The following is a 15,239-nucleotide window of genomic DNA, read 5'->3' on the forward strand; positions in this document are numbered from 1 at the left end:
CCATTTCAGATAGTGGCCCTGCTTCAATCTGGGAATAGCGCATCAGCCGGGGCAAACGCAAAAAACCCCGCCTGATCCAGGCGGGGCAAGGTGTGCGCCTGCGCAAGATGCACAGGCGCCTGCAATAGACTGTTGTGGTCTGAAAAGCCTCGGGTCTCAGTTCTGCATTTCTGCCCGGATCTGCTGGCGCAGCACGTCGATCGGCACCGTCTTGCCGTCTCGCTTGAAACACCAGTAGGTCCAGCCGTTGCACGAAGGCGCATTTTCCAGATGCGCGCCCACCTGATGGATCGAACCCTTGATGTTGTCGCCGATCAGGGTGCCATCCGCGCGCACCTTGGCCTTGTGGCGGCGGTTCATCGAGTACAACTCCTCGCCCGGGCGCAGCATACCGCGCTCGACCAGCTGGCCGAAGGGCACCCGCGGCGCCGCGCGCTTGCTGGCGGAAACCTCCAGCGCCTCGCGGTCGAACTTGCGCACTGCCTTGATCCGCTTCTCCGCCACCTTGCGGTAGGCTTCCTCGCGCTCGATGCCGATGAACTCGCGGCCCAGCATCTTGGCCACCGCGCCGGTGGTGCCGGTGCCAAAGAACGGATCCAGCACCACGTCGCCCGGGTTGGTCGCGCCGACCAGAATCCGGTGCAGCAGCGATTCCGGCTTCTGCGTGGGATGCGCCTTGTCGCCGTTTTCGTCTTTCAGGCGCTCGTGGCCGGTGCAGATCGGCAGCACCCAGTCGCTGCGCATCTGGATGCCCTCGTTCAGTGCTTTCAGCGCTTCGTAGTTGAAGGTGTACTTCGCACCCTCGGACTTGGACGCCCAGATCATCGTCTCATGCGCGTTGGTGAACCGCTTGCCGCGGAAGTTCGGCATCGGGTTCGACTTGCGCCAGATGACGTCGTTCAGCACCCAGTAGCCTTCGTCCTGCAGCACGGCGCCGACGCGGAAGATGTTGTGGTAGGAGCCGATCACCCAGATCGAGCCGTTCGGCTTCAGCACCCGGCGCGCCGCCTTCAGCCACTCGCGTGTGAACTGGTCATAGGCCGCAAAGCTGGAAAACTGGTCCCAGTGATCATCCACGGCGTCGACTTTGGAGTTATCGGGGCGGTGCAACTGGCCTTTCAGCTGCAGGTTATACGGCGGATCCGCGAAGATCAGATCGACCGAATTGGCCGGCAGACTGTTCATCGCTTCGACGCAGTCCCCGCCAATAATCGTGTTTAAAGGGAGCGCTGCCGCGCCCTTTGTCATGGTTTTATTCATTGCTCTGCCTCATAACCGCGGCGCATTTTTGCGCTCATTAGGTTGTCCACAGGATGAGTCATCGCGGATTCGAGGTCAATTTGTTTATTATAACAACGCCCTACGGTTCACTCTTGATACAAGATATTGTGTACCGGCTTGAACGAGCGCCGATGATGTGGGGTCACCCCCAACTGAACTAGCGCGTCGCGGTGCTGTTTCGAGGGATAGCCTGCGTTTTTCTCCCAGCCATAACCCGGGAACTGTTGCGCCAAATCCACCATGATCCTGTCACGCGCCAGTTTTGCCAAAATCGAGGCCGCCGCGATCGACACCGATTTGGCATCGCCCTTGACCACCGCCTCAGCCGGCAGTGCCAGCCCCTTGGGGATCAGATTGCCATCAATCAGCAAGTAGTCCGGAGCCGGATCCAGCGCCGCTACCGCGCGCTCCATCGCCAGGTGCGACGCTCGCAAAATGTTCAGGGAATCAATCTCTTCGACCGTGGCATGAGCAACCGACACCTGCGCCGTGGACAGGATTTCCCCCTCCAGCGCCTCGCGCCTTTTCGGGCTCAGTTTCTTGGAATCATTCAGGCCTTCCGGGAGCGCGGCAGCATCCACAACGACGGCGGCAGCCGTGACCGGCCCGGCCAGCGGACCGCGGCCGACCTCGTCGACACCGGCAATCCTCAGGAACCCTTTCGCAAGGGCGGCGGCTTCAAGACTGTAATCAGGCTGTGTCATGCCAGCCAGAAAACCAATTCAGGCAGCCGATGCAACCCGCGTAAAAAAAGGGGGCCGAGGCCCCCAGTCTGCTGCTGCCCGATTGTTGTCTGCTCAGCGCCGCACCAGCCGGTAACCGTGGCTGTTCAGGCAGCCGGGCTTGTAGCCGGTGCGATGGCGCTTGCCGTTCCAGAAAGTGACCTTGCAGGACTTCGGCAATGCATGGGTGTAGCCATAGCTGCGCTCCAGGCAGCCCTTGCCGACCAGCGCATGGCTGCGGCTGTACGCCGGGAAATACCTCAGGCACTGGGACGGCAGGTCATAGCGGCGCACCCGGGGCGGCAGCGGCCTGACGTAGCCGTCGTGGCGATCGCTGCCGTAGTACTTGTGGCCGCCGTGCGAATGATTATGCGCCGGCGGTGTGTACTTGCGGCTCACATGCCGGTCGTCGTCATCCCTGGAATGCTTGATGGCAGCACCGATGATTCCCAGCAGCGCCAGGCCTCCAAGCACTTTGGCGAAATCCTCGTCTGCGCGCGCGGGCGCCGCGGAAAAGCCGGTAACGGCAATGGCGGCGGCAACAATCAAGGCAATGAATCTACGGTGCGGCTGAGGGCGGTGAATACGGGTCATATCGGGACCTTTCTTTTGAATATGCAAAACGCAATGACAGCGCTTGATGCACACAGCCTGGCCCCGGCCCTTTCAGACAGGCAATATCGGCGGCTTGTTATCGGATATCAGCCGCCCCAACCTCCTGCGGTTATTGAATTTCAAGTGGTGCAGCCGCAGGATGGCCGCATGAAACAGCACCTCCTGATCCCCGCCCTTACGGCTGCCCTTCTGGCGCTTTCCGCGCCGGCGCAGGCGGCTGACTGCTATGCCGACTACAAGGCCAAGCAGGACAATCCGCTGCGCCTGCACTATGGCGTGATCCAGCTGTCCGGCGCCTGCAAGAAAAAAGCGGCCCGCAGCGAAATCGAGGCCCGTATCGCCCCTGCGGGTTGGAAGCTTCTGAACGTCCTTTCCGTCTTCGGCCCCGAAGGCCTGCAGCAAAGGAAGGCCGATGCCGGATCCTACTATCTCCGTTTCTGACGCCCGGGCCGCCGGCAGCCGGGTGATCGCCCTTGGCATCGCCGCCATCATTGCGATGCTGGCAGTGGCGGGCACCGTGCTTCTGTTGACGCTGCCGGATGCCAACGCTTTCAACGCCCGGGTCGAGCGGCTGTTTATCGAAAACGACCTCACCACCCAGGCTGAAATCAAGCTGCTGGAAATCCTGGCTCAGTCCGGCACTGCCTTTGCCGACACGCTGACAAGCTACCGGATGGTGATCTTTGTGCTGCTGGTCTTTGCCACCGCGATGCTGGTGGCGGCGCTGGCGGTGCTGGGCATGCTGGTGATGCTGAACCGCCGCATGGCACAGATCGAACGCTCCGGTATCCAGGTGAACGAACTGCTGATCAGCCGCGATGAGAACACCGTCTACCTCAACAACATGGGGTTCAAGCTGACACCCGCGGCAATGGAAACCCTCTCGGTCCTGGCCGAGGCCCGGCTGGACGGCGACGTGCTGTCCGGCGCCGAGATCGAGGCAGTGATTTCCGGCCGCACCTCCGCCGATTGCGAGGAAGCTGCCGGCGCCACCCGGATCAAGCGCCTTCGCGACACCTTGGGCAACCAGATGGTCAGCGAACTGCTGGTCAAGAACATCGCCAAACGCGGCTATGTGCTGGCGATCAGCAAGGATGTGATCCGCATGGTCTGACCCTTCCGCTCCGTTCTCCTCAATATCATGTGTCCGGCTCTGGATTTTTCCGGCACACTCCCCAGATAGTTCAGAACCGGCCTGCGCCGGCCGGTCCTGTTTCCGCCGCCTGAACGGCACATAGGACAAGGATCTCTGGGATGGACACACAGGTGCAGACCCGCAACCGGGGCTACGGCATTGTTGTCGAACCGCTGCAAGGCCCGGTCACTGCCCGGCGCGGCGGCACCGTTCTGGCGCAAAGCACCCGTGCCAAGGTGATGTACGAAACCCGGCTCCCGCCAGCGGTCTACTTCCCGGCTGAAGACGTAAGCGCCCCGCTCTCGCAGCATACGGATCTGCAGACCTTCTGCCCGTTCAAAGGCACCGCCAGCTACCGCGACATTCTGTTGCCCGGCGGCACGGTGCAAAACGGCGTCTGGGCCTACGAGGATGCCATGCCGGAGGCCGCCGCCATTTCCGGCCACATCGGTTTCATGCCCGGCGCAGAGGTCGAATTCGATTTCGGCAGCAACACGGTGGAGATGCCGGACTACGGAAATATCTCCGGCCCGGTGATCGACTGGCTCCTGCGCGATGCCTCGATGGTGGCAACCCCGGAAGAGCTGACCGCCGCGCTGGCAGAGAAATTCGTGGAACAGGGCATTTACCTGTCCCGCCTTTCGGTCATGGCCTGGTCGCTGCACCCGCTTATCGCGGGCAAGAACTATATCTGGCAGAAGAAAACCGGCGAGGTCACGACCTACGCCCCGTCGTATGAAATCCACGACCATCCCGCTTACCAGAACAGCCCGCTGCGCCATGTCTCCAACGGGCTGGGCGGGGTGCGGCACCGGCTGGACAGCTGCTGCACCGACGATGCTTTTCCCATTCTCGAGGATCTTCGCAAGGAAGGCGCCACCGACTATGTCGCGATGCCGCTGCGGTTCTCGGACGGGCGGATCAACGTGCTGACGCTGACCAGCGATCACCCAAATGGCTTTTCCACCGCCAACCTGGGCCTGATCTTCGAATGCTCCGGGGTGATCGCGCGCTATTACGAGATTTTCATGCAGCGCGAGAATGCCCAGTCGCTGCTGGAAACCTATGTCGGCAAGCGCACCGGCGCCCGGGTGCTCGGCGGCGAGATCCGCCGCGGCGACGGCGACGAGATTGACGCTGCCATCATGTTCTGCGACCTGCGCGGCTCGACCCGGCTGGAAGAGCAGCTGGGCCGCCGGGACTATATCGCGCTGCTGAACCAGTTCTTCGAAACCGCCTCGACCATCGTGCATGATCACGGCGGCGAGGTGTTGAAATTCATCGGCGACGCTGTATTGGCGGTCTTCCCGGCCGGAAACGACCCAAAGAAGGCTCGGCAGCAGGCCCTGGACAGCGCCCGCGCCATCGTCGCCCGGCTGGAGGAAATTGCCCAGGAAGAAGACGGCCACCGCTGCGAGGCCGCCATCGGCATTGCCTATGGCCGCGTGACCTATGGCAACATCGGCTCGCGGGAGCGGCTGGACTTCACGGTGATCGGCCAGGCCGCCAATATCGCCGCCCGGCTGGGCGACTACGGCAAAACCGCTGACCACGCGATTGTCGTCAGCCGCGACATCCTGGGCGACAGCTCGCAGGGCGTCTCGCTCGGCGCTGTCAGCCTGCACAATGTCTCCCAGCCCGTCAGCTGCTTTGCAATTCAGGCTTCAGGGAATTCCCAGGCGGCTGCGGAGTAGCCCTGTCCCTGTTCAGCACCGGGTCAAGGGCGGCGCAGCCGCCGCGCTATGCGCGGTTCACCCTTGAGGCGGAGATGAACGCACCACACTGGAACACGGCCTTCAGGGCAAACCTGCCCCTGAAGGCCTTCTCAGCAAACCCCTTCGGCACTGCCCGCAGGGCAGTGCCGCGCCCAAAGCTGCTTTGCCCGCGTCTGTGATGCCAGGCCACAGGCGCGGGAGCCCCCCGCGCCGCTCGATCAGCCCGCCGCCAAGGAGCGCTGCGCTGCATCGCCCATCGAGACCAGCAGCGGCGTCTCGGCCTGCCGCGCCTTGAAATCCGCCTTGGAAGTCATCCCCTGCCAGCTCGCCTGCACCAGCGATTGCGCCACCGCGCCGCCCAGCGTGGTGCCCGGACCGGTTACGATGAACAGATCCGGCGCAAACTCATGGGCCGCATTCTGCACAGCGAGCGTGAAATCATAGGGCTCCACCACCTGATGCCCCAAAGTGTAATCCCACAGGGCCTGCGTATCCGTGGCACCGGGCCACCAGATCTGCCCGCGTCCGTCAATCAGCGGCACTTCCGGCTGGGTGAACATCCCTTGCCCCAGACGCTTGCGCCCTTCCGCAGCCACCGGCGCCTGCAGGCTGGTGTGAAACGCCGCGTGGTTGGCCAGCCGCATCGGGAAACGTTCCTCAACCATTGGCACTGCGCCTTCAAACGCCGCCAGCCCGGCCTCGTTTCCGGCCAGCACCAGCATCCCGCCCAGATCAATCGACAGCGCCAGGTCATGCGCCTCGCGGGCATCAATCTCTGCCGCCTGCACCAGCAGCTCTGCCTTGCGCGCAGGGTCGTTCTGCCAGTCCGCCCCGGCAAAGGGATAGACCAGCTGGCCGCCGATCAGCTGCGCCTGCATCAGCGTGCCCATGGTGTTCACCACCTCGAACCCGTCCGCCGCGCTCAGCGCCCCACCCGCTGCCAGCGCAATATACCAGCCCATCGAGTTGCCGGTGACCGCAACCACTTCGATATCCTCCGCCAGGGACTGCGCATCCGCCAATGCGGATGCATAAATCAGCGGCGAGGCAATATCCCCGCGCGAATACTTCGACACCGAAAACCGCGTGGCTCCGTCCAGCGCGGTGATCTCTTCCTGTCCGGCGTCCCGGCGCTGCGCATCAAAGCCCGCAAACAGCGCGGCCTTGTCCGCATGGTGGCGGTGCAGATAGCCCAGCTCCGCCTTGTTGTAGGTGCCCCGGCCCGGGCAGATCAGAACAGCGGTGCGGGTCATTTCTTGCCTCCTGCCAGTTTCATCGCTGCCTCCACAATGCTGTCCTTCGATGGCAGCGTCGCGCCATAGGCAGGGCCGGTTGCAATGAAGCAATCGCTGGCTGCAATCCTGGCGGTAGGGATATCGCTCTGCTCAGCAAACAACGCCATCAGCGCCTCCGACTGGCTGCCAGTGATGCGGCATTCGTCGACAATCAGCACATGCTTGCAGGTTTTAACCGCCTCCAGCAGTGCTTCCTCCGGCAAGGGCGCCAGCCAGCGCAAATCCACGATCCGCGCATTCACCCCGTTCGCCGCCAGCTCTGCCTGCGCCTGGGCCGACAGGTAACGCCCATTGCCATAAGTCACGATGGCCAGATCGCTGCCATCGCCGTGCACACCAACCTCTCCCAGGCCGATGCGCCGGTCCGGCGAGGGATAGCTCCGCATCCAGCCACCATCCTTGACCTCATGCAAGTCACGCATCGGATAGAGCGCAATCGGCTCGACAAAGACCACCACCCGCTGCTCCTCGCGCGCCAGCCGCACCGCCTCGCGCATCATCATCGCAGCCTCGGCCCCGTCCGACGGACAGGCAATCACCAGCCCCGGGATATCGCGTAGCACCGCCAGCGAGTTGTCGTTGTGGAAATGGCCGCCGAACCCCTTCTGGTACCCCAGCCCGGCAATCCGCAGCACCATCGGATTGGAAAACTGCCCGTTGGAGAAAAACGGCAGCGTCGCGGCCTCGCCGCGCAGCTGGTCCTCGGCATTGTGAAGATAGGCGAGGAACTGGATTTCCGGAACCGGCAGGAACCCGTTGTGCCCCATGCCGATCGCCAGTCCCAGGATCGACTGCTCGTCCAGCAGCGTGTCGATCACCCGGTCCGGCCCGAACCGCTGCTGCAGCTTCTGGCTGACACCATAGACCCCGCCCTTGCGGCCCACATCCTCGCCCATCATGACGATTTCGCCGTGCTTCAGCATCAGGTCGGTCAGCGCCCAGTTGATCAGGCGCGACATCGGCTGCGGTTCCTCCATCGCCCGCATGTCGCTGCCGAACGCCTCTGCGCGCGCTTCGGCACTGGGGCCATTGGTGGGCGCGCACTTCCGCTTGGGCGGGATCAGGCTGGCCGCGACATCCGCCGCGGTTTTCAAATGCGGCCGCGTCACCGCTTCCGCCCGGATCCGATCCACCCGCGCGCAGGTGTCCTGGTAGATCTTCAGCGCCTCCTCGGGACGCAGCGCCCCCGCCTCCTCCAGCAGCCGCACCGAATGCAGCAGCGGATCGTTGGCCTCATCCGCCTCGACCTCTGCCTTGGCCATATAGGTGGTCGGCACATCCGCCCCGGCATGGCCATACAGACGCACGGTGCGCAGGTGGAGGAACGCGGGCTTCTTGCGCGTCCGCACATATTCCGCCGCCTCCTGCGCCACCGCAAAGGCGTTGTAGATATCCAGCCCGTCCGCCTTGAAGTAGCGGATGCCGGGACGATGGGCCATCGAGGCCTCGATCCACCCTTTCGGCGTCTTGGTCGAAATGCCGATACCGTTGTCCTCGCAGACAAACAGCAAGGGCACCGGCGTCGACTGCACCGAGGTCCAGCCCGCGGTGTTGATCGCCCCTTGCGCCGTCGAATGGTTGGCGGATGCATCGCCGAAGGAACACATGACGATGGCATCCTCCGGCAGCAGCTGATGCTCCGGCTGGTGCCGCTTGGCAGCACCGATGGAATAGGCTGCGCCCACCGCCTTCGGCAGATGCGAGGCAATGGTCGAGGTCTGCGGCGGGATCATCAGCGCCTTGGACCCCAGCACCTTGTGCCGCCCGCCCGAGGTCGGGTCCTCGCTGGAGCAGGCAAAGGACAACAGCATGTCCCAAGCAATCCGCTGCCCCGGCACCTGATCGGCACGGGCGATCTGAAACGCCGCATCCCGGTAATGCAGAAACGCCATATCAGTGGGGCGCAGGGCGCGGGCCACCGCCGCCATCCCCTCATGCCCGGAGGAGCCGATGGTATAGAACCCCTGCCCCGCTTTCTGCATGTCGCGGCTGGTCAGATCCAGCGCCCGGCTCAGCACTTGCGCGCGGAATGCGGAAACGGCCTCAGCTGCAGCCAGCGGCCCGCCCGGCACAGCGCCTGCTGGAAGTTTCCCGGCCTGAACCCGGTCCACGAAGTTCTGATGCACGATCTGGGCGCGGTCCATGCGGCCTCCTTGCGCTTAATGACCGCGCCTTTATCCGCGAATCCGCCGCTTAAAGCCAATGAGTTTGCGTTCTGTCATCATTCCAAAATGGAATGCCAAGCCCCGAAATCAGTCCGGATAGTCACAGGAACCACTGATGGGCCGCGCTTGCAGCAGCAGCCGTCGATCCGGTGAACCCGCGGCCGGCAGCCACACCTGCCATTTCCGTTTGACGCCCCCGTAAAACCGCCTTATACGCCGGTTTCACGACACCTGCCCAGGTGGCGGAATTGGTAGACGCGCTAGCTTCAGGTGCTAGTGTCCGTATGGACGTGGAGGTTCGAGTCCTCTCCTGGGCACCATCCCCCTTCAGCAACATACTGTTTCTGTTTGCGAGCCAACAAGCGCAAGCATCTGTTTTCCTTTGATTCCTGCTCTGTTTGCAATCGGTTCACGCAACGTTTTTGCCGCACTCCCGACGAAGCCCTAGCAACCGGGCTTTCAGCAACTCGTTTAAAATGATTTAAGCGCACTGATTGCAGGTGGGGAGTTACCGCCACCAAGAGTTGTTTCAATAGTTTTACGGTTTTCAACACGCGACGAAGGCCAACAGGAAGATTTTTCATGTGTTTAGATTGCATTGAACGTGCCGCATCCGAAGGCCAGGACAATGTTAGCTCTGCCAGGGTTGTCGAAATCTCGGACGCAGGCCATGGAACCTGGACCTCATACCGCATGTCCCCCGGCGATACGTTCCATGGCACGCTTTCCAGCGGCGGCGACCGGGACTGGGTTGCCATCACACTGACAGAAGGTGAAACCTACGAAATTGAACTGAGCGGTGCGGCCAGCGGCGGCGGCACGTTGAGCGACCCCTACCTGCGGCTGTACAATGGCCAGGGCAGCCTGATCCGCAGCGATGATGACAGCGGGCCAGGTTATGATTCCGCTATTACCTTTACTGCGACCGCCACCGGCACTTACTACATTGGCGCGGGCTCATATTCAGACAATTACTCTGGCAGCTACACGATCTCAACTGGTCTGGATGAACCGGCTCCGCATGGGTCTCTGAATGACCTGGCAGGCTATCTGACAGACGGTTACTGGGAGGACAGCAACCGAAGCCGTAGAAGCTTCGACACGTCGGAAAGCAATGTAATTACCGTAAACCTGACCGGGCTGACCGCTGAGGGCCGGCAACTCGCACGCTGGGCCTTGGAGGCCTGGGAGATGGTTGCCGGCATCGAGTTTTCCGAAATCACCGGAAGCGCGGACATCACATTCACCGACGACGAATCCTACGCTACCGCATACTCGACTTCCGAGGTGACGAACGGCGTGATCACCTCATCTATAGTGAACGTCTCGCTTCCCTGGCTGACCGAATTTGGCACCAGCATCGACAGCTACTCCCTCCAGACCTACATTCACGAGGTTGGCCATGCGCTGGGACTGGGACACCAGGGCGACTACAACGGCACCGCGACTTACGGGTCCAGCGAGGAATTCAGCAACGACAGCTGGCAGCTGTCAATCATGTCCTATTTCAGCCAGACAGAAAACACCAGCGTGGACGCCAGCTACGCCAGCCTGCTGACACCGATGATGGCAGACATCCTTGCAATACAGGAACTTTACGGCGCACCCGGCAGCGGCAGCGCAACAGCGGGCGACACAGTTTGGGGACCCGGTTCCAGCCTGCCTGGCGTTCTTGGCGACCTGTTCGGCAACCGGTCCAATTACGAGGGCGAGCCCGTTGCCTTCACCATCTACGATCAGAGCGGCACAGACACGCTGGACCTCAGCAGCATCGACACAGCCAGCCGCGTCGACTTGCGCCAGGGGCATTTTTCGGATGCGGGCGGATTGATTGGCAATATCGGGATTGCGCGCGGCACCGTCGTTGAGAACCTCATCACCGGCGCCGGGAATGACACTGTGACCGGCAATAGCGCCGCCAATGACATCCGTACTCAGGCGGGTGATGATACTGTCCGGGCGATGGGCGGCAGCGACCGGCTGGACGGCGGCGATGGCAACGACCAACTGTTTGGAAACACCGGCAACGATCATCTGAGCGGCGGCGCAGGCCGCGACCGGCTGGTGGGCGGCGGCGGCAATGACAGGCTGTTCGGCGGCGGCCAGATCGACCGGCTGAACGGCGGCAACGCGAATGACCGGCTGTACGGCGGCGCCGGGCGTGACCGGCTGGACGGCGGCAGCGGCCGCGACCTGCTGAACGGCGGAGCAGGCGATGACATCCTGACCGGCGGCGCCGGAAACGATGTCTTTGTGTTTGGCAGCAGCCATGGCCACGACCGGATCCTGGATTTCACCGCCGGCCAAAGCGCGGACCGCATCAATTTCTCCCGGCTGTCCGGGTTCGACGGCTTCGGCGACGTTCTGGCAGACGCCGTTGAGACCGCTGACGGCGTCCGGATTTCAACCGGCGCAAACAGCTCGGTCCTTCTCGAAGATGTGCAGTTGAGCAGCCTTTCCGCAGACGACTTCATCTTCTGACCAGTGCCAAAAGCACCGCCCTGCAAAGGACTTGTTCGCAGGGCGGCGCTCTTCAGCATTTCTTAGCAGCATTTCCCTTTTTATGGCGCAGTTGAGTTTGCGGAGCAAAGTGCCTATTTCGTCTGCAGCACAGCCCGGCGCGGTGAACATCAAAAGGGAATTCCAGTGGCCAATTACCTGTACAAGAACGACCTGCCCGACGGGCTGGACCTCGGTCCCGTTGTTGCCATCGACTGCGAGACCATGGGGCTGAACCCGCACCGCGACCGGCTCTGCGTGATCCAGATGTCCGGCGGCGACGGTAACGCCCATATCGTGCAGGTGGAAAAGGGCCAGGCCGCTGCCCCCAACCTGTGCCGCATGCTGGAAGATGCCAATGTGCTGAAACTGTTTCATTTCGGCCGCTTCGACATCGCCGCGATGCACCACGCTTTCGGCGCCCTGGCAGCACCGGTTTATTGCACCAAGATCGCCAGCCGCCTGGTGCGCACCTATACCGACCGCCACGGCCTCAAGAACCTGACCCAGGAGCTTCTGGGCATCGACATCTCCAAGCAGCAGCAAATGAGCGACTGGGGCGCCGAAGAACTGACCGAGGCGCAGCTCGACTACGCGGCTTCGGACGTGTTGCACCTGCACAAGCTGCGCGACGCCCTGGACAAGCGCCTGGCCCGTGAAGGCCGCACCGAAATGGCCCAGGCCTGTTTCGATTTCCTCCCAACGCGCGCCAAGCTGGACCTGGCTGGCTGGCCCGAAACTGACATCTTTGCCCACTCATGACCGATACCGAAAAATTCCTTGTCACCGCGCGTCAGGTGATCGCCGATGAGGCCAAGGCGCTGGACGCCCTTGCCGAAGGGCTGGATGAGCGCTTTGCCGAAGCAGTGCAGCTGATCCTGCAGGCCAAGGGCCGCATCATCGTCAGCGGCATCGGCAAGTCCGGCCATATCGGCCACAAGATCGCAGCGACCCTGGCTTCCACCGGCACGCCGGCCTATTTCGTGCACCCGGCCGAAGCCAGCCATGGCGACCTCGGCATGCTGTCAGACGGCGACGTGGTGCTGGCGATCTCCAACTCCGGCGAGGCGCCGGAGCTGGCCAACCTGCTGGCCTTCACCCGCCGCTTCGCGATTCCGCTGATCGGCCTGTCCAGCAAGATGGACAGCACCCTGATGAAGCAGGCTGACGTGCACCTGCAGATCCCATCGATGGGCGAGGCCTGCGGCTTTGGCATGGTGCCCTCGATCTCCACCACGCTGACGCTGGCAATGGGCGACGCATTGGCGATTGCGCTGATGAAGCACCGCGATTTCCGCCCGGAAAACTTCCGCGACTTTCACCCGGGCGGCAAGCTCGGCGCGCAGCTCAGCAAGGTGCGCGACCTGATGCACGCGGATGATGCGCTGCCGCTGGTCTCCGAGACCACCCCGATGGCCGACGCCCTGATCGAAATCAGCCAGAAAGGCTTCGGTGTTGCTGGTGTCGCCGCCGCCGATGGCTCGCTGGCGGGCATCATCACCGACGGCGACCTGCGCCGCCACATGGACGGGCTGCTGGGCAAGACCGCGGCTGAGGTGATGACCACGGCCCCCGCCACCATCGCCCCCGGCGCCATGGCGCAAGAGGCCGTTGCGGTGATGAACCAGCGCAAGATCACCTGCCTGTTCGTCGTCGACCCGGAAAACGGCCGCAAGGCCGAGGGCCTGTTGCACATCCATGACTGCCTGCGCGCGGGCTTGGGCTGACACGGAGGCCGGGAAGCAGAGCATGGACAGCCATTCCAGAGCCGTCGCCTACCTCAAGGTGCTGCTGCCGCTGGCAGCCCTGGTCCTGCTGTCGACCCTGTTCATGATCTCGCGCGGGGTGAACACGGATGCCGTGATCCCCTTTGCCCAGAAGGAGATCGAGGACCGGATGAAAGGCCAGCAGGTCACCGCTCCGTTCTTCTCAGGCACCACCATGCGGGGCGACGAGATCATGGTCACCGCCGCGCTGGCCCGTCCCGGCCGGACCGGCTCCGCCCCGGTTGCCAGCGACCTTTCCGCGGAATTCAAGCTGGCCGATGGCGGCCGGATCACCCTGGTTTCCGAAACCGGCGCCATTCAGCCGGACCAGGACCTCGCCCGTTTCACCGGCAATGTGGTCATCACGTCGGCCGATGGCCTGGTGGTCGAAACCGAGGCACTGGACACCGCGCTCAGCGGGCTGGAGGCCGTCAGCCCCGGTCCAGTCCGGGCCACCGGCGCAATTGGCGACCTGACCGCAGGCAACATGCAGATCAGGACAAAAACCCAGGGCGGCCCGGTCCATATGGTGTTCAAAAACGGGGTAAAACTGCTATATGACCCCCAGAAACCGGAAAGATAGCCTGTGTCTTATTTGCGTGCATTTATTCTTTGTCTGCCTCTCGCCGTATTTCCCGGCCTCGCAGCGGCGCAAACCGCTTCTGTGGCCTTCGGCACTGTCGAAGCCGACCCCACCCTGCCGGTTGAAGTGACCGCTGACAATCTGGCCGTCAATCAGGCCGACGGCTCCGCGGAATTCACCGGCAACGTCCTGATTGTGCAGGGCATCATGCGGCTGTCCGCCGACAACGTGCTGGTCATCTACAAGACCGTCAGCGAAGGCGGCGGCAAGGCCGGCATCGAACGGCTGGAGGCCACCGGCAACGTGGTGCTTGTCAGCGGCCCCGACGCCGCTGAATCCCGTTACGCCGAATACACCATCGACAAGGGCACGATCGTGATGACCGGCGACGTTCTGCTGACCCAGGAAACCGGCACCCTGGCCTCGAACCGGCTGGAGGTGAACCTGACGTCCGGCACCGCCAAGATGGACGGCCGGGTCAAGACCATCCTCAACCCGAACGGCGGTAGCAACTGATGGCGAAACCCAAACTCACCGTCACCGAAGGCTCCTCCGGGCTGCGCATCGAGCGGCTGCGGAAATCCTACCGCAAGAAGGTGGTGATCCGGGATGTTTCGATGTCCCTGAACCGCGGCGAGGTTGTGGCGCTGCTGGGCCCCAACGGCTCCGGCAAGACCACCAGTTTCTATGCCATCGCGGGTCTTGTCTTTCCCGAGGCCGGCACCGTCAGCATCGACGGCCAGAACGTCACCGGCCTGCCGATGTATCGCCGGGCGCGTATGGGCATCGGCTACCTGCCGCAGGAGATGTCGATCTTCCGCGGCCTGTCGGTTGAGGACAACATCTCCGCGGTGCTGGACATCTCGCAAAAGCACGAGCACAAGCGCCGCGAGCGGCTGGAGGAACTGCTGTCCGATTTCTCCATCGAACACCTGCGCCGCGCGCCGGCGCTTGCCCTGTCGGGCGGTGAACGGCGCAGGGTGGAAATCGCCCGCTGCCTGGCCGCAGACCCCAAGTACCTGCTGCTCGACGAACCCTTTGCCGGCGTCGACCCGATCTCTGTCGGCGACATCCGCCACCTGGTGGCCGACCTCAAGAAACGCGGCATCGGGGTGCTGATCACCGACCACAATGTGCGCGAAACGCTGGAGATCGTCGACCGTGCCTATATCCTGCATGACGGCCAGGTGCTGATGTCCGGCAGCCCCGAGGAAGTGGTGGAGAACGAGAACGTCCGCAGGGTCTACCTGGGTGACAATTTCCGCATTTCCTGACCCGTTTTGCCGCCGCTTTCCGGGCGCAAAAACCCGCTGCAAACCCGGCCTCTTTTTTCGCGTTATCCATTGACTCTCCCGCTATCTTGCCGTCGAATTGGCCCATGGCATACGCGCAGTCCGATGCAGTCCGAATAACAGCCTTGGCGACAAGGCCCGGACGGATGCAACCGGACGGCTGGCCTGCCC

At 62.9% G+C, this 15,239-nt stretch carries 14 protein-coding genes and 1 tRNA gene; 10 read left to right on the forward strand and 5 right to left on the reverse strand.

Translation table 11 applies throughout. The annotated features are described in order from the left end of the window. Positions 1–156 precede the first annotated feature (156 nt). From KUW17_RS05470 to KUW17_RS05480, 3 genes are all read right to left on the reverse strand, one after another. Positions 157–1,260, reverse strand: a complete 1,104-nt coding sequence (locus KUW17_RS05470) for a site-specific DNA-methyltransferase (protein WP_019297600.1) — start codon at positions 1,258–1,260, stop codon at positions 157–159. A 107-nt stretch (positions 1,261–1,367) separates the two neighbouring features. Further along, a complete protein-coding gene (locus KUW17_RS05475) occupies positions 1,368–1,985 on the reverse strand; it encodes a ribonuclease HII (RefSeq protein ID WP_222476608.1) in 618 nt (205 codons plus the stop codon). A gap of 93 nt (positions 1,986–2,078) precedes the next feature. After that, on the reverse strand, positions 2,079–2,597 hold the full coding sequence (locus KUW17_RS05480; protein ID WP_222476609.1) for a hypothetical protein: 519 nt from the start codon (positions 2,595–2,597) through the stop codon (positions 2,079–2,081). Between the two features lie 168 nt (positions 2,598–2,765). On the opposite strand from KUW17_RS05480, the gene KUW17_RS05485 reads away from it, so the two are divergent. From KUW17_RS05485 to KUW17_RS05495, 3 genes are all read left to right on the forward strand, one after another. Then, complete coding sequence (locus KUW17_RS05485; RefSeq protein ID WP_222476610.1) at positions 2,766–3,059, forward strand: hypothetical protein; 294 nt, start codon at positions 2,766–2,768, stop codon at positions 3,057–3,059. Next, positions 3,031–3,732 (forward strand): transcriptional regulator, encoded by a 702-nt coding sequence (locus tag KUW17_RS05490; RefSeq protein ID WP_222476612.1) that lies wholly within the window; start codon positions 3,031–3,033, stop codon positions 3,730–3,732. Before KUW17_RS05485 ends, KUW17_RS05490 begins: the two co-directional genes overlap by 29 nt. Before the next feature lie 140 nt (positions 3,733–3,872). Beyond that, complete coding sequence (locus KUW17_RS05495; RefSeq protein WP_222476614.1) at positions 3,873–5,447, forward strand: DUF427 domain-containing protein; 1,575 nt, start codon at positions 3,873–3,875, stop codon at positions 5,445–5,447. Positions 5,448–5,686: 239 nt separating this feature from the next. Here the strand turns inward: KUW17_RS05495 and KUW17_RS05500 are convergent, their stop codons facing one another. Both KUW17_RS05500 and KUW17_RS05505 read right to left on the reverse strand, forming a co-directional pair. After that, positions 5,687–6,721, reverse strand: a complete 1,035-nt coding sequence (locus tag KUW17_RS05500; RefSeq protein WP_222476616.1) for an ACP S-malonyltransferase — start codon at positions 6,719–6,721, stop codon at positions 5,687–5,689. Next, a complete protein-coding gene (locus KUW17_RS05505; protein WP_222476617.1) occupies positions 6,718–8,907 on the reverse strand; it encodes a dehydrogenase E1 component subunit alpha/beta in 2,190 nt (729 codons plus the stop codon). The genes KUW17_RS05500 and KUW17_RS05505 overlap by 4 nt, the downstream gene beginning before the upstream one ends. Positions 8,908–9,161: 254 nt before the next feature. Between KUW17_RS05505 and KUW17_RS05510 the strand changes: the two genes are divergently transcribed. The 7 genes from KUW17_RS05510 to lptB all read left to right on the forward strand — a co-directional run bounded on the left by KUW17_RS05510 (position 9,162) and on the right by lptB (position 15,050). Further along, a tRNA-Leu gene (locus KUW17_RS05510) sits at positions 9,162–9,248 on the forward strand. Between the two features lie 262 nt (positions 9,249–9,510). Then, on the forward strand, positions 9,511–11,409 hold the full coding sequence (locus KUW17_RS05515) for a M10 family metallopeptidase C-terminal domain-containing protein (RefSeq protein WP_222476618.1): 1,899 nt from the start codon (positions 9,511–9,513) through the stop codon (positions 11,407–11,409). Positions 11,410–11,574: 165 nt separating this feature from the next. Then, complete coding sequence (locus KUW17_RS05520) at positions 11,575–12,189, forward strand: ribonuclease D (protein ID WP_222476619.1); 615 nt, start codon at positions 11,575–11,577, stop codon at positions 12,187–12,189. Further along, positions 12,186–13,154, forward strand: a complete 969-nt coding sequence (locus tag KUW17_RS05525; RefSeq protein WP_222476621.1) for an SIS domain-containing protein — start codon at positions 12,186–12,188, stop codon at positions 13,152–13,154. Before KUW17_RS05520 ends, KUW17_RS05525 begins: the two co-directional genes overlap by 4 nt. Positions 13,155–13,176: 22 nt before the next feature. Next, positions 13,177–13,776, forward strand: a complete 600-nt coding sequence (gene lptC / locus KUW17_RS05530; RefSeq protein WP_222476623.1) for an LPS export ABC transporter periplasmic protein LptC — start codon at positions 13,177–13,179, stop codon at positions 13,774–13,776. Positions 13,777–13,779: 3 nt separating this feature from the next. Continuing rightward, positions 13,780–14,292 carry an LptA/OstA family protein gene (locus KUW17_RS05535; protein ID WP_222476624.1) on the forward strand — a complete coding sequence of 171 codons (513 nt, stop codon included), beginning with the start codon at positions 13,780–13,782 and terminating at the stop codon, positions 14,290–14,292. Further along, positions 14,292–15,050, forward strand: coding sequence for an LPS export ABC transporter ATP-binding protein (gene lptB, locus KUW17_RS05540; RefSeq protein WP_222476625.1), 759 nt, complete (start codon positions 14,292–14,294; stop codon positions 15,048–15,050). The genes KUW17_RS05535 and lptB overlap by 1 nt, the downstream gene beginning before the upstream one ends. Positions 15,051–15,239: the final 189 nt, after the last annotated feature.

The sequence above is a fragment of the Leisingera aquaemixtae genome (assembly GCF_019801145.1).
Lineage (GTDB): Bacteria > Pseudomonadota > Alphaproteobacteria > Rhodobacterales > Rhodobacteraceae > Leisingera > Leisingera aquaemixtae_A.